This is a genomic window from Moraxella sp. CTOTU49097 (assembly GCF_032064105.1).
Lineage (GTDB): Bacteria > Pseudomonadota > Gammaproteobacteria > Pseudomonadales > Moraxellaceae > Faucicola > Faucicola osloensis_B.
The window spans coordinates 1-22278 of sequence record NZ_DAMBOA010000010.1 but is presented as its reverse complement, the minus strand read 5'-3'; the positions used below and the strand labels follow the sequence as shown (position 1 = coordinate 22278).

Annotated in this window: 19 protein-coding genes and 2 tRNA genes; 14 read left to right on the top strand and 7 right to left on the bottom strand. The window is 43.4% G+C overall.

Going from position 1 to position 22278, the window contains the following annotated elements; genetic code table 11:
• Positions 1–19 precede the first annotated feature (19 nt).
• The 6 genes from yejB to tfpB all read left to right on the top strand — a co-directional run bounded on the left by yejB (position 20) and on the right by tfpB (position 9374).
• Positions 20–1069, top strand: coding sequence for a microcin C ABC transporter permease YejB (gene yejB, locus RT064_RS07415; protein WP_313062666.1), 1050 nt, complete (start codon positions 20–22; stop codon positions 1067–1069).
• Complete coding sequence (locus RT064_RS07410) at positions 1069–2088, top strand: ABC transporter permease (RefSeq protein ID WP_313062665.1); 1020 nt, start codon at positions 1069–1071, stop codon at positions 2086–2088. The genes yejB and RT064_RS07410 overlap by 1 nt, the downstream gene beginning before the upstream one ends.
• Before the next feature lie 38 nt (positions 2089–2126).
• A complete protein-coding gene (locus RT064_RS07405) occupies positions 2127–4136 on the top strand; it encodes an AIPR family protein (protein WP_313062664.1) in 2010 nt (669 codons plus the stop codon).
• Positions 4129–5787 (top strand): ATP-binding cassette domain-containing protein, encoded by a 1659-nt coding sequence (locus tag RT064_RS07400; protein ID WP_409519543.1) that lies wholly within the window; start codon positions 4129–4131, stop codon positions 5785–5787. The genes RT064_RS07405 and RT064_RS07400 overlap by 8 nt, the downstream gene beginning before the upstream one ends.
• A gap of 186 nt (positions 5788–5973) precedes the next feature.
• Positions 5974–7443 (top strand): DHA2 family efflux MFS transporter permease subunit, encoded by a 1470-nt coding sequence (locus tag RT064_RS07395; protein ID WP_313062662.1) that lies wholly within the window; start codon positions 5974–5976, stop codon positions 7441–7443.
• Positions 7444–7610: 167 nt separating this feature from the next.
• Positions 7611–9374, top strand: a complete 1764-nt coding sequence (gene tfpB / locus RT064_RS07390) for a type IV pilus assembly ATPase TfpB (protein WP_313062661.1) — start codon at positions 7611–7613, stop codon at positions 9372–9374.
• Positions 9375–9465: 91 nt separating this feature from the next.
• Here the strand turns inward: tfpB and RT064_RS07385 are convergent.
• A tRNA-Leu gene (locus RT064_RS07385) sits at positions 9466–9552 on the bottom strand.
• Between the two features lie 177 nt (positions 9553–9729).
• Positions 9730–9803: transfer RNA gene (locus RT064_RS07380), tRNA-Cys, on the bottom strand.
• Between the two features lie 223 nt (positions 9804–10026).
• Here RT064_RS07380 and folD point away from each other — a divergent pair.
• From folD to RT064_RS07345, 7 genes are all read left to right on the top strand, one after another.
• Positions 10027–10896 (top strand): bifunctional methylenetetrahydrofolate dehydrogenase/methenyltetrahydrofolate cyclohydrolase FolD, encoded by an 870-nt coding sequence (gene folD / locus RT064_RS07375; protein WP_313062660.1) that lies wholly within the window; start codon positions 10027–10029, stop codon positions 10894–10896.
• Positions 10897–11039: 143 nt separating this feature from the next.
• Positions 11040–11750: a class I SAM-dependent methyltransferase gene (locus RT064_RS07370; RefSeq protein ID WP_313062702.1), complete on the top strand. Its 711-nt coding sequence runs from the start codon at positions 11040–11042 to the stop codon at positions 11748–11750.
• A gap of 267 nt (positions 11751–12017) precedes the next feature.
• Positions 12018–13175, top strand: a complete 1158-nt coding sequence (locus RT064_RS07365; protein WP_313062659.1) for a beta-ketoacyl-ACP synthase III — start codon at positions 12018–12020, stop codon at positions 13173–13175.
• A gap of 145 nt (positions 13176–13320) precedes the next feature.
• The gene (gene prfA, locus RT064_RS07360) at positions 13321–14415 is read left to right on the top strand and encodes a peptide chain release factor 1 (RefSeq protein WP_313062658.1); all 1095 of its coding nucleotides are present in this window, start codon (positions 13321–13323) and stop codon (positions 14413–14415) included.
• Positions 14416–14423: 8 nt separating this feature from the next.
• Complete coding sequence (locus RT064_RS07355; protein WP_101963521.1) at positions 14424–14786, top strand: hypothetical protein; 363 nt, start codon at positions 14424–14426, stop codon at positions 14784–14786.
• A gap of 379 nt (positions 14787–15165) precedes the next feature.
• Positions 15166–16698, top strand: a complete 1533-nt coding sequence (gene lysS / locus RT064_RS07350; protein ID WP_313062657.1) for a lysine--tRNA ligase — start codon at positions 15166–15168, stop codon at positions 16696–16698.
• Positions 16699–17038: 340 nt separating this feature from the next.
• Positions 17039–18307, top strand: a complete 1269-nt coding sequence (locus tag RT064_RS07345) for a S1C family serine protease (protein ID WP_312539358.1) — start codon at positions 17039–17041, stop codon at positions 18305–18307.
• A 42-nt stretch (positions 18308–18349) separates the two neighbouring features.
• Here RT064_RS07345 and RT064_RS07340 read toward each other — a convergent pair whose 3' ends face one another.
• The gene (locus RT064_RS07340; RefSeq protein WP_313062656.1) at positions 18350–19150 is read right to left on the bottom strand and encodes a pteridine reductase; all 801 of its coding nucleotides are present in this window, start codon (positions 19148–19150) and stop codon (positions 18350–18352) included.
• Positions 19151–19260: 110 nt separating this feature from the next.
• On the opposite strand from RT064_RS07340, the gene RT064_RS07335 reads away from it, so the two are divergent.
• Positions 19261–19398: a hypothetical protein gene (locus RT064_RS07335; RefSeq protein ID WP_188875002.1), complete on the top strand. Its 138-nt coding sequence runs from the start codon at positions 19261–19263 to the stop codon at positions 19396–19398.
• Positions 19399–19502: 104 nt separating this feature from the next.
• Here RT064_RS07335 and secB read toward each other — a convergent pair whose 3' ends face one another.
• From secB to rsgA, 4 genes are all read right to left on the bottom strand, one after another.
• Complete coding sequence (secB, locus tag RT064_RS07330) at positions 19503–19934, bottom strand: protein-export chaperone SecB (protein ID WP_007114956.1); 432 nt, start codon at positions 19932–19934, stop codon at positions 19503–19505.
• A 152-nt stretch (positions 19935–20086) separates the two neighbouring features.
• Complete coding sequence (gene grxC, locus RT064_RS07325) at positions 20087–20347, bottom strand: glutaredoxin 3 (protein ID WP_100270201.1); 261 nt, start codon at positions 20345–20347, stop codon at positions 20087–20089.
• A 134-nt stretch (positions 20348–20481) separates the two neighbouring features.
• Positions 20482–20910 (bottom strand): rhodanese-like domain-containing protein, encoded by a 429-nt coding sequence (locus RT064_RS07320; protein ID WP_313062655.1) that lies wholly within the window; start codon positions 20908–20910, stop codon positions 20482–20484.
• Between the two features lie 131 nt (positions 20911–21041).
• On the bottom strand, positions 21042–22112 hold the full coding sequence (rsgA, locus tag RT064_RS07315; protein ID WP_313062654.1) for a ribosome small subunit-dependent GTPase A: 1071 nt from the start codon (positions 22110–22112) through the stop codon (positions 21042–21044).
• Positions 22113–22278 lie beyond the last annotated feature (166 nt).

Below are 22278 nucleotides of genomic sequence, written 5' to 3'. Positions count from 1 at the left end.
CTAATAATGAGGGATAACTATGGGCAAATATATTCTTAAACGGCTGTTATTAATCATCCCCACCTTGTTTTTAATTCTACTCACCAATTTTGCCATTGTCCAATCTGCCCCTGGCGGTCCTGTCGAGCAAAAAATATCCCAAATTGAAGCAGAACAAAAACAGGGCGCCACCCAAACCCAACTGTCGACGACCACTTATCAAGGCAGTCGCGGTTTATCGCCAGACATGGTCGAGGCTATCAAAAAACAATACGGCTTTGATAAATCCGCGCCCGAGCGATTTTGGCTCATGCTGACAAGCTATGCCAAGGGCGATTTTGGCACCTCGTTTTTTAAAGGTAAACCTGTGTCACAGCTGATTTTGGATAAAATGCCCGTGTCGATTTCGCTAGGGCTTTGGAGTACGCTACTGATTTATTTAATCGCTGTGCCGCTGGGGATTGCCAAAGCCAGACGGCATAATTCACTGATGGATAAAACCACCGCGTTGCTGCTTGCGGTGAGTTATGCCGTGCCTGTGTTTGTGTTGGCGGTGGTGTTACTGGTGATGTTGGCAGGGGGGAGTTATTGGCAGATTTTTCCGCTACAAGGCTTGGTGAGTGAGAATTTTGATAAGCTGTCCACGTTTGGCAAAATCAAAGATTATTTTTGGCATTTGGCATTACCCATCACCGCAAGCACGATTGGCGGGTTTGCGGGACTCGCGTATTTGACCAAGTTTAGTTTTATGGAAGAGCTCAACAAACAATACGTGCTGACTGCTCGCAGTAAAGGGTTAAGCGAAAAAAAAGTGCTATACGGTCATGTATTTCGCAATGCGATGATGATTATTATTGCAGGCTTGCCGTCGGCGATTGTAGGAATATTTTTTACCGGCAATTTTTTGATTGAAGTAATTTTTAACTTGGATGGTTTGGGACGACTGGGGTTTGAAGCGATTGGGCAACGCGATTATCCGGTGATTTTTGGCACGTTGTTTATTTTTACCTTGATGGGGCTGATTTTGCAGTTGATAAGTGATGTAACTTATCATCTCATTGATCCCCGTATTGATTTTGAGGGTCGCTAATGCTGATAAAAAAACCTGTTTGGCAAGCGCGCATTCACCGCTTTCGGCGTAATCGGTTGGGATTTTTTTCGCTCATCATGTTTAGTTTGATTTTCCTTGCCTGCATGGGGGCAAACCTTATCGCCAATGACAAGCCGATACTGGTCAATTACCAAAATCACTGGTATTTTCCCATCGTCAAGTCTTACCCCGAAACCACCTTTGGCGGTGTATTTGAAACCGAAACCAACTACCAAGACCCTGTGGTTAAAGACCTAATCAACCAGCATGGCTACATGATTGAGCCTGTGATAGCGTTTGCCGACCAAACCCCAAGTGTCATGCGCTCAGTGCCGTTTCCTGCCCCGCCCAATGCCCAAAACTGGCTCGGCACCGACGACCAAGGTCGAGATGTGCTGGCAAGGGTATTGTATGGCTTGCGTGTATCGCTATTATTTGGGTTGGCGTTGACGGTGGCAGGGTCAATTATTGGCATTGCGGTGGGGGCGGTGCAAGGGTATTTTGGCGGCTGGACAGATTTGGTAGGTCAGCGGTTGATGGAAGTGTGGGGCGGTCTACCACAGCTATTTATGATTATTATTTTGGTCAGTCTGTTTAGCCCAAGCGTATTTGTGTTGTTTGGCTTAATGCTGCTCTTTGGCTGGATGGGGCTCGTTGGTTTGGTGCGTGCCGAGTTTTTGCGAGCGAGAAATTTTGATTATGTGCGGTCGGCAAAAGCGATGGGGGTGTCAGATGCCAAGATTATGTTTCGCCATATTTTGCCCAATGCGATGTCGTCGAGTCTGTCGCAGTTGCCGTTTATTTTGACGGCAAATATCACGGCACTCACCACGCTTGATTATTTGGGCTATGGCTTGCCTGCAGGGTCGCCGTCTTTGGGGGAGTTGATTTCGCAGGGTAAGGATAATTTGGATTCGCCGTGGCTTGCGTTGGCGGGTTTTTTTAGTTTGACGATTGTGTTGTCGCTATTGATTTTTATTGGGGAAGCGTTACGAGATGCGTTTGACCCTAGACAATAAATGTTAGATTCTAGAGTAAAATTTTTAAGGGATAAAATATGGCAACAAATGATATCTTATTAATTGATGGAATAATTGATGAAAGAATTGAAGAATGCCAACCTTCAAAAGAACGAGGCGAGGTTTTTGAATTTTTTGTGTTTGAACAAAGTTTAAAAGACTACAATTTATCTGATGAAGAAATCCTTTTTGGCTCTGTGGATGGAAGAGCAGATGGTGGAATTGATGGATTTTATATCTTTGTAAATGGACATTATTTAACTGACATCGCTTCATTTTTTTGGCCTAAAACAAATTGCGAACTCGAAATTTTTATTTTGACTTGTAAACACCAAGATACTTTCAAACAAGCACCTTTAGACAACCTTAATTCAACACTGATTGAGTTCTTAGATTTATCTCTCGAAAATAGCGAATTAAAAGGTGAATATTCAGATATTATTTTATCTATGAGAGATAATCTGAGATTTGCTTACAGAAAAGTTTCACCTAGATTAAATAGTTTTAAAATTAATTTAATCTACGCATCAAGGGGAGATACTTCTATTATTGGAGAAACCATTGTTGCTAGGTCTAATCAAATTGTTGGATTAATACAGGGTCAATTTGGGAATTGTGAGGTAAATTTTAAATTTATAGGTTCTTCTCAACTAATTGAATCTTATAGAAAATTACCAAATTTTTCTCTTAGTTTACCATTCAAAGAATTTTTATCTGAAGGTGAGCGATATGTACTGCTTGTTAAAATAAAAGATTATTTTAATTTTATTAATAACGAAGGCTCTTTAAGAAGATATTTATTTGATTCTAATATTAGAGCGTTTATGGGATTAAATTCAGTCAACACGGATATAAGAAATACCTTAAATGATTCTGAGTCACCAGATTTTTGGTGGTTGAATAATGGAATAACAATTCTAGCAACAGGTGCAACAGTTATTGGAAAGACAATTCAAGTAGAAGATATCCAAATTGTTAATGGTCTGCAAACAACGGAGTCTATCTTTAATCATTTCATTATTGGGGGAAAAGACCCTAAAGATAGACTTATTCTAGTGAAAATCATAGTAACCAATGAAAGTTTAGTTAGGGATGCAATTATTAGAGCAACAAATAACCAAACACAGGTTGAAACATCTGCTTTACATGCAACAGATAAAATTCAACGAGATATTGAAGAAGTTTTAAAACTAAATGATTTTTATTATGAGAGAAGGACGAATTTTTATAAGAATCAAGGTATAGAGTCTGACAAAGTAATTAGTCCGCTTTATCTATCTACTGGCTATATTACGCTCATTCTCAAAAACCCCAAAGAAGCAACTGGTTTGAAATCAAGATTCATTGTAAATGATGATAAATATAATAAGGTTTTTGACCAAAATTCAAATCTAGAAGTATGGCCACAAATAGTTAAATTTATGAAAAAAATTGATAAATTTCTATTTTCCATTAAAAAAACAAATTCAAAAAGTGAAAGATTCATTAAACATAACCGTCAATTTCTTGCTTTTCTAGTAGCATCAAAGATTTTAAATAACTTTAACTTCAATGTAGCTGATTTTATTAAAATTAATCTTGATAAAATTACTGACGAAACTTGTTTAGAATGCTTTGAATTAATTGAACAAATTACAATAAATAGGCTTAGATTTAGTAATTTACATTTTATAAAAATGTGTCAAATTGCTGAGAAAAAATGGGAAATAAAAGGATTTGAACAAATAAATAAATTACAAGAATATAAAGCAGATTTTAATAGGCAATCTATTGAAATTTCAGATGAATTTGTTGAACAAGTTAGAGCATTATTGCCAATCCAACCTTGGAAACCTAAGATGCACTTAGAAATTCTTACGAAATTAAACTGCTCTCAACGTGAGTATCATGCTGTTGTAAATAAATTGATAAGTGATGGTATTTTTTATAGACAACGTGATGGAGTAGTTTACGATTCAGAAGGAGATATATTATTGATAGATGAGGAACGTGTAAAAGATATATCTAATATTCAACCAATAGGTAAATTAAATAAAAATAATGAATAAAGAAACATTAAAGTTGGATAATTTAAACATAAAATCCGCCAATCAAACACTGGTCGATAATCTTTCTTACACCCTAAACTCAGGTGAAACGCTCGCCATCGTCGGCGAATCTGGCTCTGGCAAATCCATCTCAAGCCTAGCCTTGCTTGGACTATTGCCAAATAGCCTAAGCATAACAGGACAAGCCAGTTTATTTGAAAGCAAAAAAGATAGCCAAACTGACAAAGCTATCATTTTACCCATCGAACAAAATAGCCTAAGCAATCAAAACAAACCAAAACAGACCGAAAACCTATTTCGCCAAATCCGTGGCAAACGTATTGGCATGATTTTTCAAGAACCGATGACCGCCTTAAACCCCTTGCACACAGTGGGCAAACAAATCGCCGAATCGTTAAGTCTGGCTGGCGTGGCAAAAAAACACTGGCGACAGCGTACCATCGACCTACTTTCCCAAGTCAATATTGCCGACCCTGAAAGCAAACTTGCGCGCTATCCGCACGAGCTCTCGGGTGGTCAACGCCAGCGTATCATGATAGCGATGGCACTTGCGCAAGACCCTGACATTATTATCGCAGACGAGCCAACCACCGCCCTAGATGTGACTTTACGCCATGAGATTTTGGGGTTACTGCATCGGCTAAAACACGAGCGTGGCATGGCGATGCTACTCATTAGCCATGATTTAAACCTTGTCAAACGCTACAGTGACAACCTCATCGTCATGCAGCAAGGCAAGGTCATGGAACAGGGGGCGACCCAAGCGATATTTAACCAGCCGCAGCAGGATTATACTCGCTCATTGATTTATCAAGAGTTTGGACAAAGTTTGCCAATCATTGACAATTCACCCAGTGTTTTAGAAGTTAAACAGTTAACCATCGCTTTCCCCCAAAAAAACAATATATTGGGTCAAACCACCCAATGGTTTGAGGCGGTCAAAGGGTTAAATTTGACCCTTATGCAAGGGCAATCCTTGGGTATAGTGGGCGAGTCGGGTTCTGGCAAAACTACCACGGCTTTGGCACTCATCAAATTATTGGCGAATGCTGCCAAGGTGCAAGGTCAGATTTTGCTGTCAGCCAATGCTCACATGACGGACGTTTTAGCGTTGTCGAATAAAGCCTTTTTGCCGTATCGCTCAGATATTCAAATGGTATTTCAAGACCCGTATGCCAGTATCAATCCAAGATTTAGTGTGTTTGAGATAATTGAAGAAGGGCTAACCATCCAAGGTATGGCAAAAACGGCGCGTGAACAAGCGGTATTAGCTGCCTTAGACACGGTACGGTTGCCACGAGATTTTGTCAGCCGTTATCCGCATGAGCTTTCAGGCGGTCAGCGTCAGCGGGTGGCACTTGCGCGGGCATTGGTGATGAAGCCCAAAATCTTGTTACTCGATGAACCCACATCGGCGCTTGATAGCAGCACCCAAGTGGCAATGGTGAAGTTATTGCGAGATATTCAAGCAAAATTTGGTTTAAGCTATATTTTTATCAGCCATGATTTGCAGGTGGTTAAGGCATTGTGCCAAACGATACTGGTATTGAAAAATGGCGAAACGCAAGCGTATGATACGACAGACAATATCTTCACTCAACCACAAAATCAGTATGTGACTGCCCTAATTGCGCACAGCAGTGAAAACTAGACGGTTTGCTGTCAAAACATTAGAAAGTTAACAATTATCGTGAAATAAGTTGTTACCTAAGTTTGCTTGGTTATAGCCAATTTGCCATAGTCATTTAACCCTAGTGATTTTATTACAAGCACTTATACAGCGACTTAATTACATGCACTCAATTACAGCCCCTTGAGCAATTGTTAAAAATTAACCATGCCAAATTCCATCATTACCGAAGACAAAAAGCCACAGCATGACCTATTTGCTACAGCTGCCTTGACCCCCGCGCAAACCAAATATTTGCCAATCGTGGTGGCAATCGCCTTGTTTATGCAAATCTTAGACTCAACGGTGCTCAATACCGCTTTGCCTGCGATGGCGCATGATTTAAATCAGCCTGCGTTATCAATGCAGTGGACAGTGATTAGCTATGCGCTCACTTTGGCAATTTTTACCCCGATTAGTGGTTTTATTGCCGATAAGTATGGCACTAAGACCACCTTTATGGTGGCGATTGGCGTGTTTACCGCAGGCTCGATGATGTGTGCGGTGTCACCAACGCTCAATAGCCTAATTTTTTCTCGCGTGGTGCAAGGATTGGGCGGTGCGATGCTCATGCCTGTGGGCAAGTTAACGCTGATTAAAAGCTATCCGCGAGAACGTATGCTGTCGGTGATGAATTATGCGGTGATGCCTGCAATGATTGCGCCAGTGATTGGGCCTTTGGTCGGGGGGTATTTGGTGGAGCTGGCAAGCTGGCATTGGATTTTTTTGATTAATATTCCTATGGGGGCATTGGGGATGTGGGCAGGGTGGAAACTGATGCCTAACTATCTACAGCGCAATCCCAGCATGGATTTGCTGGGATTTTTGCTGTTTGGTGGCGCGATGGCAAGCTTTACCTTTGCGCTCGAGTTTGCCAATAACATTCATGCCGATAATCTGGCGTCAGCGGTTTTTCCCGTGATGGTTGCTTTATTGGCGATTATGCTGCTTATTGGCTATTATTATCACGCCAAATACTCAGAATCGCGTAATGGGCAACAACCGCTATTTGGCTTGGATTTGTTTCAAGTGCGTACCTTTCGCGTGGGCATTGTTGGCAATTTGCTGACCCGTTTGGGGATGAGTGCGATTCCTTTTTTACTGCCGCTACTGCTACAAGTGGTGCAGGGCTATTCGCCATCACAAGCGGGTTGGATGTTGGCACCGATTGCGGTGGGCGCATTGTTGACCAAGCCGCTAGTCACGCGTATTGTGAAGCAATTTGGCTATCGTAAAACATTGGCGGGCAATACCTTGTTGATTGGCGTTAATATCATGCTGCTATCACAACTCAATCAAACTACGCCGATTTGGCTAAGTGTGCCATTTTTGACTTTTATGGGGGCGTGTAATTCGCTACAATTTAGCACGATGAACACCATCAGTATCGCACGGCTTCGCCCAGGTCAAACCAGCAGTGGCAATAGTTTATTGGCGGTCAACCAGCAATTGGCGATTAGTTTTGGGATTGGCTTTGGGGCGATGCTGCTACATTTACTGACGCCCGCTCGCGCTTCGCTGGCACAGACGCAAACCGCATTTTCATACAGTTTTATCATATTGGGTATCATGACGATTTTATCTGGGCTGTATTTTTTGCGGTTGCACCGATTTGATGGCAAAGGACTATACCAGTAGTCGCCCTTATATTCTTGCCCATATTGTTGATACTATATTGTCAGTATAAGTTGCCAAGCCATAACGATGGGTAGCGTGGTGATTTATTTCACTCAATTTTATGATAATTTTAATCCTTTAACCCGATTGTCCCTAATGGCTATGGGCGCAATCGTTTTGGAAAACCTATGCTCTCCAATGCTTTTTCAATGATAATTGATACCCGTTGGTGTCTTGATGAACTGCTAAAAGATGGCATCATTGACCAACGTGATTATAATTTGGTGATGACCCATAACCGCAAAAGCTTGCATCCCCTGCAAGTGATTGCAGGCTTTCATCTGGTCAATAAAACCACGCACATGGCACTCAGTCTTGACCAGCTCAATCGCTGGTTGGCACAAAAAGCAGGCGTTGATTATGTACGTATTGACCCGCTGAAAACCGATGTGCCCTCAGTGACATCGATTATGTCATTTGAATATGCGCGCTCGCAGCACATTTTGCCAGTCGCCGTCACCCAAGATACGGTGGAAATCGGTACTGACCAGCCATTTTATCAAGATTGGCAGCTCAATATTGCGCATATCGTGTCGCCCAAAAAAATCAAAACCGTATTAATCAGTCCCGAGCAAATCAACCGCTATCGCCAAGAATTTTATCAAGTCACCAAAGCCATTGCGGGGGCAAACCATCAGCAAAAACGCGCGGATGCCGATATCACCAATGTCGAAGCGTTATTACAACTGGGCAATGCCGCCAATATTGAAAACCCCGATGCCAATGACCAACACATCGTCAAAATTGTTGATTGGTTATTACAGTACGCTTTTGACCAGCGTGCCAGTGATATTCACTTAGAGCCGCGCCGAGATAAAAGCAACGTGCGTTTTCGTATCGATGGTATTTTGCATACCGTTTATCAAATGCCGACTGGGATTATGACCGCGGTGGTGGCTCGAATAAAAATTTTAGCAAGACTCAATGTCGCTGAAAAACGTAAACCGCAAGACGGACGGCTCAAAACCCGTACCCCCAAAGGTCAAGAAACCGAGCTGCGGTTATCGACGCTGCCGACTGCGTTTGGCGAAAAATTGGTGATGCGGGTATTTGACCCCGAGGTACTGGTGCGCTCTTTTGAACAGTTGGGACTGACAGGGCGAGATTTGCAAAAATGGGATGACATGACCCGTAAAGCCAATGGTATTATTTTGGTCACAGGTCCGACAGGCTCGGGTAAAACCACGACGCTGTACAGTACCCTCAAAAAACTGGCGACAGAAGAAGTCAATGTCTGTACCATTGAAGACCCCATTGAGATGGTGGAGCCGTCGTTTAACCAAATGCAAATTCAAAACAACATTGATTTGACCTTTGCTGACGGTATTCGCTCGTTGATGCGTCAAGACCCCGATATCATCATGATTGGCGAGATTCGCGATACCGAAACCGCAGAAATGGCGGTACAAGCCTCGCTAACTGGGCACTTGGTGTTATCGACATTACATACCAATGATGCACCCAGTTCGTTAACAAGGCTGCATGATTTGGGCGTGGCGCCGTTTTTAACCTCAGCGACTATCTTGGGCATCATGGCACAGCGTTTGGTGCGTACCCTTTGCCCACATTGTAAATCCAATAAGCCCATGAATGACATTGAGCAGCAGACTTGGCAGGCGTTAGTCAGTCCTTGGAAAGCCGCAGCCCCAGATACCATCAATCATGCCGTAGGCTGTGAACACTGCCGTAATACCGGCTATCTTGGGCGAGTGGGGTTGTATGAAATCATGGTGATCAGTAATGCGCTTAAAAAATTGATTAGCGAAGGCGCTGACTTGTCGCAAATCGCCTATCAAAATGGGTTGCAGCCGTTAAGACTGGCAGGCGCGAAAAAAATTGCCGAAGGGGTGACGACGTTTGAAGAAGTGATGAGAGTGGTGCCGTTAACTTAGGCGGCTAACCATTATTTGAAAGACAAAAAGTAAAAGTTAAAAAATAGCCGGCAACAAAAAAGCCTAAACGTAAAAGTTTAGGCTTAATCAATGGTGCCCGGGGCCGGACTTGAACCGGCACGCTCGTAAGAGCGAGGGATTTTAAATCCCTTGTGTCTACCAATTTCACCACCCGGGCAGGGTAGTCACAGCACTGACGCTTGGCGTCGTGAGGTGTCTGTGTCAGAAGTGGGTGCTATTATAATCAGTTTTGTTAACTTTGCAAGCAATTTTTTACGATATTTTTCGCGTTTATTGCTGACTCATAATAACAAAACACCCATAATAACAAAATAATGGCACCGCAAAATGAAAATGGAGGCTGAGGCCGGAATCGAACCGGCGTCCGCGGATTTGCAATCCGATGCATGGCCACTGTGCTACCCAGCCATTTCATTTAGGTTTGCTATGATAGCAAAAATTTTTAAAAGTGCAAGGACTTTTTTAGCCATTTTAGCGATGTAATGAAGGATTGTGAAGGGTATTTGAGCGCTAATTTAATGGTTAAACATTTTCAATGGATGTTATCACACCGCAAAATCGGTTAAAATAACGCAAATTTTTTGCTAACCGACTTTTTGTTGACCGATTCGTTATTGATTGAGGAACCACCATGACTGCGACAGTGTTAGATGGCAAAGCGTATGCCAAACAAATGGAAGCTGAACTTGCCGAGCGGGTTGCCAAGTTAAAACAAGACTCTGGACGCACGCCGATTTTGGCAACGATTTTGGTGGGCGATGACCCTGCCTCTGCAACTTATGTCAAAATGAAAGGCAATGCCTGTCAACGTGTGGGTATGGATTCGTTAAAAGTTGCCATGCCACAATCCACCACCACCGAGCAACTATTGGCAAAAATTGCCGAGCTTAACAACAATCCAGACGTGCATGGGATTTTGCTACAGCACCCTGTGCCCAGCCAAATTGATGAGCGTGCCTGTTTTGATGCCATTGCACTGGCAAAAGATGTGGATGGCGTGACTTGTTTAGGCTTTGGCAATATGGCGATGGGCGAGCCTGCGTACGGTTCTTGCACCCCGCAAGGCATTATGTATTTATTAGAAAAAAACGGCGTCGAGCTTGCTGGTAAGCATGCGGTGGTCGTGGGTCGTAGCGCGATTTTGGGTAAACCGATGGCGATGATGCTATTAAATGCCAACTGTACCGTGACCATTTGCCACTCACGTACCCAGAACTTGGCAGAATTGGTCAAACAAGCAGATATCGTGGTGGGTGCTGTGGGTAAACCAGAACTTATCAAAAAAGATTGGATTAAATCGGGCGCCGTGGTGGTCGATGCAGGATTTCACCCGCGTACCCATGCGGATGGTACGAGCGGTGGTGTGGGTGATATTGAGCTGACAGGTATCGAAGCTATTGCCTCAAGCTATACCCCAGTGCCCGGTGGCGTAGGTCCAATGACCATCAATACACTCATCCGTCAAACGGTAGAAGCGGCAGAAAAAGCAGCAGCAAAATAATGGGTTTAAATTAAAAAAGGAAGTGCTTAAAGCTTCCTTTTTTTTGTACATTTTTTTGTATTCATTTTTTCACCCTGACTGGAAATCTCTACGTGACTGATGCTGAAACTTCCGCTTATAAAACTTCTACTTATAAAACTTCAATGCCATCAACTGCTTCTGACGCATCAGCCGTTTTTCATCAACTGATTACCGCACTGCAGCAAGTGTTGCCTAACGCTAATCTTGCCAAGACATACGTGCCGCTATTATCTAAGCCGAATCAACCTTTTTATTTATGGCTCATTGATCCAGATTTTTGTCATGAAGATTTGACGCCAGCGGTGATAGAAAATCTGTGGAAGAATTGTCCATATTGGGTGTTTGCATGGGCGTCAGGGCAAGTATTGGCGCAGTATATTTTGCAGCAGCCACAGATGGTGCGCAATAAAGTGGTGATGGATTTTGGCGCAGGGTCGGGAATTGTCGGTATTGCCGCAAAAATGGCGGGTGCCAAACGAGTCATTTGCTGTGATATCGATAGCGTAAGTCTAACTAGCTGCCAAGCCAATGCGCAATTAAATGGGGTAACGATTGAGCTGTTAGATAATTTATTTGAGTTAAAACAGCAATTGGGCATGGATAAGGTCGATGTGCTATTGGTCGCGGATGTGCTGTATGACAAAGCTAACTTGCCGTTACTAGATGTGTTCTTACAATACGCGCATGAGGTTTGGGTGGCTGATAGCCGCGTCAAAGACTTTGCTCACCCGCGCTACCAAAAGGTAACGACGTTGGATAACACAACCACTTTGCCCGATATGGACGAAGCCAAGCAGTTTAACCAAGTGGTGATTTATCGCAGTACCGATTGACTCAGAAATAGCAAGATTATAGTAGTATGGGTAGTGTATGCCCGCAAAAAACCCTCGCCTTTGTTTTCTGTACTTTTAAGGCTATGAAATAATTTGTAACATAGTTATCGCATTATCGCTATTTTCAAGGCATAATAAGCCACACCCCTATTTTTAATCATCTGTTTGTTCAATACCATCCCTGATGGCATGCAGCGCAGCATCGTTATTGATGACAACAGCTAGATGATTACCTTGCCGTTTTACCTTTAGAAAAGGAATCCTAATATGAGTATTTGTATCACTGCCACAGGATTATACACCCCGCCTTACAGCATCAGTAACGAAGAGTTGGTCGCGACTTTTAACCAATACGTTGACAACTATAATGCCGAAAATGCCGATGCCATCGCCCGTGGTGAGAAGACGGCACTGGTGCATTCGACGGCTGAATTTATCGAAAAAGCCTCAGGTATCAAATCGCGTTATGTGATGGAAAAAGACGGAATTTTAAACCCAGATATCATGGCGCCTGTGATTCCTTATCGCAAGCTTGGCGAAGAGATGTCCATCATGGCAGAAATGGGTCTAGATGCACTCAAACAAGCACTGGACAATGCAGGTTTACAAGGTAACGACTTAGACGGTATTATTGTTGCTTGTTCAAATTTCCAGCGCGTGTATCCTGCCATCGCCATCGAAATTCAGCAATATATTGGTATGCAAGGCGGTTTTGGCTTTGATATGAACGTCGCCTGTAGCGCAGCAACCTTTGGTATCGCCCAAGCGGTCGGTCTGATCAAATCTGGCACCGCCAAACGTGTCGCCATGGTCAATATCGAAATCACCTCAGCGCACCTTAACTGGCGCAACCGTGACAGCCACTTTATCTTTGGGGATGTGGCAACCGCGACGATTATCGAAGAGATTGACGAAAAAACAGCCACACCCAAAGGCTATGAAATTTTAGATAGTCATCTGTTTACCCAGTTTTCAACCAATATTAAAAATGAATACGGCTTTTTGGATCGCAGTGAATTCTTAGCCGCTGGCACGCCGATGTATCCTGATATCGACGAGCCTGTGACCGACAAATTGTTCTTGCAAGAAGGTCGCAAAGTATTTCGTGAAGTGTGTCCTGCCGTGTCCAATTTAATCCTTGAACTACTCCATAAAAACCACATCGAGCCACAACGCCTCAAAAAAATGTGGCTGCACCAAGCTAATGCCAACATGATTGATTTGATTTTACGCACTGTGTTGGGCAAAGAAGCGGATAAATCGATTGCGCCTATGGTGCTAGCAGAATATGCCAATACCAGCTCAGCCAGCCCTATGATTGTGTTTCACAAGCACCAAGAAAATATGCAGTCAGGTGATTTGGGTGTGATTTGCTCGTTTGGCGCAGGTTACTCAATTGGGGGTGTGTTGGTCAAAAAAGTCTAAGCTTTTTATTGCCTCTCACGAAACCCATGCAAATCCCCCCAAAGTGTGGCAAAATATCCGATTATTTTGCCATTTTTATTTTTAAGCGCACATTGCGCCAAAACTTTTAAGCCCTAAATTAAGCCAAAACTTTTAAGCCATCATTATGAAAGAATCTTTACGTTTTCGCCTTGACCAAATGTCTGACCGTTTCGAAGAAGTCACCGCCATGCTGTCTGAGCCAGAAACCATGAATGACAACAAAAAATTCCGTGAATTATCGGTTGAGCACAGTGATTTATCCGCATTGGTCGATGTCTGGGGCAAATACCGCCAAGCGGAAGAAGATTTGGCAACCGCTGAAGAAATGCTGTCAGATTCAACGGGCGATGGCGACATGAAAGAAATGGCGCAGGAAGAAATCCAAACCGCCAAAGACACCATCAACGCGCTTGAAGACGTGCTCAATGTGATGATGCTGCCTAAAGACCCGAATGATAAAGTGCCTGCCTTCTTAGAGATTCGAGCAGGGACGGGCGGCGATGAAGCGGCAATTTTTGCCGGTGACTTATTTCGTATGTATGAGCGTTATGCCCAAGCCCAAGGCTGGCAAGTCGAAGTACTGTCCGAGAACGAAGGCGAGCATGGCGGCTACAAAGAAATCATCAGCCGTGTATCAGGCACGGGTGTGTATGGCCGCTTAAAATTTGAGTCGGGCGCACACCGGGTGCAACGGGTGCCAGAGACTGAAAGCCAAGGACGGGTGCATACTTCGGCTTGCACGGTTGCGGTGATGCCAGAGGTTGAAATTGATGATACCGTAGATATCAACCCTGCCGACTTGCGTATCGATACTTATCGTGCCAGTGGGGCAGGTGGTCAGCATATCAATAAAACCGACTCTGCGGTGCGGATTACCCATATTCCAACAGGCACGGTGGTCGAGTGTCAGCAAGAGCGTAGCCAACACGCCAACCGCGATAAAGCCATGAAAATGTTGGTATCCAAAATTCAGCAAGAAAAAGTACAAAAACAAATCGATGCGTCAAGTGATATGCGTCGAAATTTGGTCGGTAGTGGTGACCGCTCGGAGCGCATTCGCACTTATAATTTTCCCCAAGGGCGGATGACCGACCACCGTATTAATTTAACCTTGTACAAACTCGATGCCATTATGCAGGGTGACTTAGATGAGTTGCTTGATAGCCTATTGCGTGAGCACCAAGCTGACTTGATGGCATCGGTGAGTGGGGAAGAGTAATTTTTTCAATGAAAAAATGGGAATCAACCTATAATAACAATAATTTACGACTCATGCGAGTGCATATTGGCTTTGTAATCTTTTATGTATTACTGGCAATGATGTATGCTTTTTTTGCTTATGGTTTTGGTGCTCATGCAACCTTCTTTGAATTATTGGTAGCATGTTTTTTGTTCTTTTTGCCATTGATGCTACTGCATGGGTTTTTAGCCATCGGAGCGAAAAATAAAGTTGAATTAGCTCGCAAAATATCTAAAATTGTTTTTGCGTTTTTATTGTTAGGATTTCCTATTGGTACAATTTTGTCTATGTTATTTTTTTTGCCAAAAACTACTTGGAAACAACCTGATGAAAGTGCCTCAATTAATTGATTGATATTGACAATGACATTTATTGTAGTTATGTCAGTTTGTGGGAAGTTGTGGTTAAATCATTACTGGCTAAACCTAATTTTTGTGTCAATCTAGACAGTTTGACACAGGGGGTTAATCAAAGGTGGTTTTGATCAACTCTACATTGACAATAAACACATGTTTGAAATCAAGAATTTGCCCCATGTTCACAAAGAACCTTTTGATAGATTGTTAATTACTCAAGCCAAAGTAGAGCATTTTCATTTTTAACTGTTGATGAAAAGATTTTGCAATATGGCTATGATTTTGTCATTGATGCTAGTTAAATTTTTAACATATTGATTTAGCATGATATTGACGCTTTTTATTTTTTGTATGCCTGTTTTAAGGAAAACTCATGTCAAACCAACCGCAAAATCCTGAAATTGAACAACCCGTTGAAGACGTCAACGAACTTATCAAACAACGTCACAGCAAATTAGATTTAATCAAACAAGCAGGCAAAAACCCTTACCCAAACCAATTCAAACGCAAAGATTACGCCCAAGACTTGCAGCAGCAATTTGCCGATAAAGACAAAGAAACATTGGCAAATAGCGATAAAGTCATGGTGACTGTCGCCGGTCGTATCATGCTCAAACGGGTGATGGGTAAAGCCAGCTTTGTCACCATTGCCGACATGACAGGGCGTATTCAAGCCTATGTCAGTAAAAACGACTTGGGCGAAGAGATTTATAATGACTTTAAAACATGGGATATCGGTGACATTATTGGTGTGACAGGTTATGTATTTCGTACCAACACCGGTGAATTATCTGTGCATGCTACCGAAGTACAGTTATTGACCAAATCATTACGCCCCCTGCCAGACAAATTTCATGGGTTAAGCGATACTGAGGCTCGCTATCGTAGCCGTCATCTTGACCTGATGACCAATGAAGACAGCCGTAACACCTTTATTATCCGTAGTAAAGTGATTGCTGGTATTCGTGAGTATATGCTTAACGAGCGTTACATGGAAGTCGAAACCCCGATGATGCACGTCATTCCAGGCGGTGCGGTGGCGCGTCCATTTGTCACCCATCACAATGCGCTTGATATGCCGCTTTTCTTACGCATTGCGCCAGAGTTATACTTAAAACGTCTAGTCGTGGGTGGTTTTGAGCGTGTGTTTGAGATTAACCGTAATTTTCGTAACGAAGGGGTGTCGGCGCGTCACAACCCAGAATTTACCATGATTGAGTTTTATCAAGCGTATGCCGATTACGAAGATTTGATGAAACTAACCGAAAATATGTTTGAAAAACTGGCAAACGATATTTTAGGTACCACAGAGATTGATTATCAAGGTGAAGCAATTAGTTTTAAAGCACCTTTTGAACGCTTGCCAATGACCAAAGCGATTGAAAAATACGCGGATAATTTTGACATGAGCAAAATCGCAGACCGTGATTATCTAGCGGATTATGCCAAAAATGTACTCAAACAAGACGTTAAAGATATCTTTGGGATTGGCAAACTGCAAACCATTATCTTTGAAGAAACCGCAGAAACCAAACTGCGTCAACCAACCTTCGTCACAGAATATCCTGCCGAAACCTCACCGCTAGCACGCCGTAACGATGACAACAGCGAAATTACTGACCGTTTTGAACTGTTTATCGGCGGGCGTGAGATTGCCAACGGCTTTAGCGAGCTCAATGACCCAATCGACCAAGCCGAGCGGTTTAAACAACAAGTGGCTGAGAAAGACGCAGGCGATGATGAAGCGATGCATTATGATGCAGAGTTTATCGAAGCATTGTCCTATGGCTTGCCACCGACTGCAGGCGAGGGCATCGGTATTGACCGTTTAGTGATGTTATTTACCAATGCACCAAGTATTCGTGATGTGATTTTGTTTCCGCATATGCGTCGTAAAGACGTCTGAAAAATTCCAATACAGCGTTAATATAGCGATAGCTTTCAAAACCGCAGTCACAGTAATGACTGCGGTTTTTTTATGATAATCCAGTCCTCAACAAAGCCAACCCTTACCCTTATTGAAGCCAGTAATATCAAAGATATCTTTTGAAACAAAACTAATAAAAAATCGGCTCAACTCACCAAATAATCAGTGTTAGACTAAACCGTATTTTTCGCTCAAACCCGTCTATTTTCTGACCTATCGTTGAGAAACATTGACTATGACAGACCCTCGTTCAGACAAGCCTTTGGAAACCCCACCCGTTTTGCCGCCTACGTATCGTAAACCTAACAAATTTACTCTAATGCTACCCTGGATTTTGTTACTGCTACTGCTGTTGGCGGGCTTGTGGATGATGACCAAGCCACAGCTGCCTTGGCACAAAAATCAAGCGATGGTAGCCAGTCAGACCAGTTGGCAGCCGCCCAAATCTGAGCCTGTCGATACCAAAAAACTCGGTGACAATCCAAATGCTGCGGTGGCATCTTATCACAATGCTGTCGCAGTCGCTGCCCAGTCAGTTGTCAATATCTATACCACGCAAAAAATCGAGGAGCATCCCTATATGAATGACCCGATGATGCGCCGCTATTTTGAATATCACGGTATCCCTAATGGCGAAAGCGATAATACCAATTTAGGCTCGGGGGTTATTATTTCGCAAGATGGCTATATTGTCACCAACTCGCATGTGATTTCTAAAGCCGATAACATTATCGTGATGCTCAATGATGGTCGCAAGGCAACGGCAAAAGTCATCGGCAACGATGTGGAAAGTGATTTGGCGGTGATTAAGGTTGATTTGACAGGGCTGAAACCCTTAGGATTTCGTGAACAGTCGACCCAAGTGGGCGATGTGGTGTTGGCAATTGGCAACCCGTTTGGGGTCGGTCAAACCGTCACCCAAGGTATTATCTCGGCAACGGGGCGCACGGGACTGGGTATCAACACGGTGGAAGATTTTATCCAAACCGATGCCGCTATCAATCCCGGTAACTCAGGGGGTGCGCTGGTCGATGCTTATGGTCAGCTGGTTGGTATCAACACCGCGATTTTTTCACGCTCGGGCGGCTCGATGGGGATTGGATTTGCGATTCCTACCGAGATTGTTAAGCTTGTGATGAATGGCATTATTAAAAATGGTAAAGTGCACCGCGGCTGGCTTGGGATTGAATTACAAAGTTCGATGAAAGACCCAACCAAACTCAGTGATGACACGCAGGGCGTTGAAGTGATGAACGTGATGCGTGATGGTCCTGCTGCCAAAGCGGGCTTGCAAAAAGGGGATATCATCACCGCAATGGATAATAAACCTGTCAATGATGCCAATACACTGATTCAAATGGTCGCACGTAAAGCCCCCAACAGTGTGGTTAATCTACAAGTGATGCGTAATAAAGCGCAAAGCAGCGTCAATGTGACCCTAGGTGAAAGACAACCCCAAGAGGCTTTGACCGAGCTACCCACGTCACAAAACTTTGACCAAAACAATGACAGCGCTAATCAAAATGGCGCTAGCAATGAGGATGACATTCCAGCAGAATTAATGGAATTACTGAAAAAACATCATTAAACGTTATTCAAAATTTCGATGCGTTGCGGCTAGTCGGGTGCTTTACCTGCTTTCGTTACCCGCTAAGGTCAAACCACGACCGCCATCCACTGCAATAATCTGCCCTGTGATATACGGGGCAGCTGCCAAAAATACCGCCACTTGCGCGATATCTTGCGGTGTGCCAATTCTTTTTAACGGTACGGCATGGCAGATTTTTTCAATCGTTTCAGCGGTGAGCGCTTGCTCAGAGCCCTCTATGGGTAAAATGTTAATACCCGGTGCAATGCCATTGACGCGGATATCGGGCGCTAGTTCGATTGCTAGGGACTGCACCATCATTTGGTGCGCGGCTTTTGCCATGTTATAGACTGTATAACCGCCAAATGGCTTGCCATTAGCGTGAATATCCAAAATGCTGATAATGCAGCCTTGCGATTTTTTTAGATAAGGGTATAAATATTGGCTGATAAATAACGGGGTTTGCGCATTGGTCAAAAATAAATTTTGCCAGTCTTGCTGAGAGATTTGACCAAAGGGCGTCGGGTAAAAGCGTGAGGCATTATGAACCAAGCAATCCAATCGACCAAAACTGTTGATTATGCGCCAAGTCACTTGTGGCAACGTTTCAAAATCCTCTAAATCCCCTTGCACGCTTTTTGCTGATTGTGGGCGAATGGCATTACAGTAATCAACAAGTTCCATGGCGTCTGATTCACTGGTGTGGTAATGGATAATGATATTATAATTGGCTTGGTGCAGTGCCAGCACAAGCGCCCGACCAATTCGTTTGGCGCCACCTGTGACACACGCCACACGGCACGGATTGGATACTTCGCTTATCGCGGCTGGATTCAACATCATTTGCTACCTATGTCTATTTGATTAAGCATTTATTTGATTAAGCGGTTTATCGTTTTAATCATTCATGCTTTAATCCATATGAGCCCAATTGGTTGGGATTGGAAAACCCCATGATTATCACACACCTTGAACGAGCGACACAACTTTATCAAGCGCTGCAGGATTATCAGCAAAGCACCCATGCCTTTAGCCAGCCGTCACATCTGCTCACTGCTATTTGGTCACTACGCCACAGACCCAAGTCCTAACGATTTACCTTAAATTTACATAAAAAAAGAGCAGGGCTTATCCTGCTCTTAATTTTTGACACTTAAAAATTAGTTAGCTTTAAAATAGTTAACTTTAAAAAAAATTAGTTACCTTGCTCAAGCGTTTGTTGATAGGCTTGGTCAAAATTGACTGGCGCAAGTAACAATTGTGGGAAGCTACCACGGGTCACAATGTCACTGACCACTTCACGGGCATAAGGGAACAATACGTTTGGACAATACGCACCTAAAATTGCGCCCAATTGTTCTTCAGGGATATTTTGCAACATAAAGATACCCGCTTGGTGTACTTCTGCGATAAAAGCGGTTTCACCACCGTTATTGGCAGTCACATTAACCGTTAATATTACTTGGTAGTGGTCATCGTCCAATTTTTCAGCGGCACTTGATAGGTTGATATCAAGCTCTGGTTGCCATTCACGGGTAAATACATCTGCACCCGGTACTTCTAATGACATATCTTTAACATAGATACGTTCTAGCGCCAGTTGTGGTAAGTTTTGTTCGTCTGCCATGGTAGTGTCCTCAATTAACTGCTCTTAAGTGGATTATAACAATATGACAGCTTTAACTTTGTTTAAAAAAAGTCTAAAAACTATCAACTGTATTTATAATGGGGGTTATTTATCTAGTAAAGTTCTAGTAAAGGTGTTTAATCTGCGAACGATTAATCCGCTAATAGACCATCAAGTTTGCCTTGACGCTCAAGACTGGCAAGTTGGTCATAACCACCAATAAAATTATCGCCAATAAAAATTTGCGGTACAGTGCGGTAATTATTGGTTTTTTGCGCCAATGCCTGACGTTCCTCTGTGGTCACATCATACATGTTAACTTCTTCAAATGCTTGACCTTTGTTTTTTAATAGCATTTTAGCTTGCATACAGTAGGGGCAAGTCGGTGTGGTATAAATTTTCACCATAGCCATAACAATCTCCTTATTTCTGGATTTTTTAAAATGGGTTAAAAGCTTATTATCAGATACCGATGACATAATAAAGCGTTATTGATGGTTATGGGGCTTGGCGATTTAAATTTCAAATTGTGAACAGCCAAGCAGTCTTATTTGGTTTTGCCGGGCACGGTTTTTTCTACCACTAAAGGTAAACCTGCGGCTTGCCAATTGGTAATACCACCATCAAGACGATAAACGTTGTCTTTACCAATCATTGCCACTGCAGTACCCGCGGTCATACCCATTTGACAAACGATGATAATAGGATGGTCAGCACTGCGAAGTGCGTCAACGTGGTTTTTAAGCTCAGTAAACGGGATATTGCGGCTGCCTTTGATATAGCCTTTTTCAAAATCTTTTCGTGGGCGGATATCAATCAGCTCAGCGTTTTGGTTGTTGATCATCAAACCGACTGCATTTGGATTGATTTTTTTGCCACTGCGTTTGTTCTCAAGCATAAAAAATAGCACAATTAGCACAAACATGGTGCCAAATAAAAATGGGTGATGACCCATAAACTCAAACCAACGTTCCAAGATATCCTCCACAGGGGCATGTCGTCAAAATTATCGTTTCATTGCCCATAAAAAATTGACTGTATTATAACGGTAGTTGTCAATTTTAAGAAACTTTTATTTAGTCTAATATTTACTCTAAAATCGCAAGCTTAAAAATCCTGCGAAGCTGCTTCTTGTTGCAGTAGCACCAAATTCTCCACCCGCCTTGCTAGCACCTGCCCGTCTGACACCGCCTGCCACATCGCACAATTGGGCGTGGACTCGGTATGTTTGCAATCGCGAAAACGGCAGTAGGGTGCAAGCGGCGCAAGCTCGATAAAGCCTTGCAAAATATCATCAGGGGTCAAATGCCAAAGCCCATATTCGCGAATACCGGGTGTATCAATAATGGCACCTTTGCTGAGCGCCATCGGGTCAAACGCTAAAAATCGACTGGTGGTGGTGGTATGCTGACCCAACTGTGAAATGGTTGAAATTTCATTGACTGATTGCCCTGCAGCAGGCAATAACTGGTTGACCAAGCTGCTTTTGCCAACCCCTGATTGACCAGCAAAAATCACGTTCTTGCCGGCAACGGTGTTTTTTAGCTCAGTTAAATCACCATTCGATTGGGTCACCAAGGTGGCATAGCCAAGCTGTTGATAGGCTGACAGTAGCTCTGTCACCTCGCTATGACTGCCATCTGCCAACAAATCGGCTTTATTTAAAATCAGCAATGGCGTGATGTCTGAGTGATGGCAAGCCACCAAATACCGATCAATCAGCTGGGCAGACGGCAGCGGCAGCGGGGCGAATACGACTGCTAAAATATCGACATTGGCGGCAATGGGTTTGAGCTTGTGGTAACGGTCGGGGCGGTTGATGATGCTTTGTCTATCATAAATCGCTTCAATGCGCCCAAGCCCTGTATTTGGGTCAGCGACAAAGCGGACTTTATCCCCAGTGGCAATCAGTGGCAAGTTGGTACGGGTGTGACAACGCCAAACACTGTGCAGGGTGATGGGTTGCCAAAACGGTTCTGGCTCGTCAGCGGCGACAATCGGTTTTTCAGGCAGGGTTTGCGGTAGGCTAGTGGCTTGGACTTCAAGCTGCTTGCCGAAGTTTGCGACAACAATGCCATCCATCAGCTGGGCATCGTCCAGCACTTGCTGGGATTTTTGTTGTTTTTGGATGCGGCGGGTTTGCTGGTCAGTGAGTTTACGTTTACGGATTAACGCCATACGCTATCTACTACCTCAGCCACTAGGGGATTTTTTACCATACTAACACCTTATAAAATTTTGCAATACTTTTGGACTCGCTACATGAGCACGCATGGCTACATGGGCAGGCATGAGCAATCGCCAACAAAACCGATATTTTACCTGTAAAATCTGCTAAGATGGC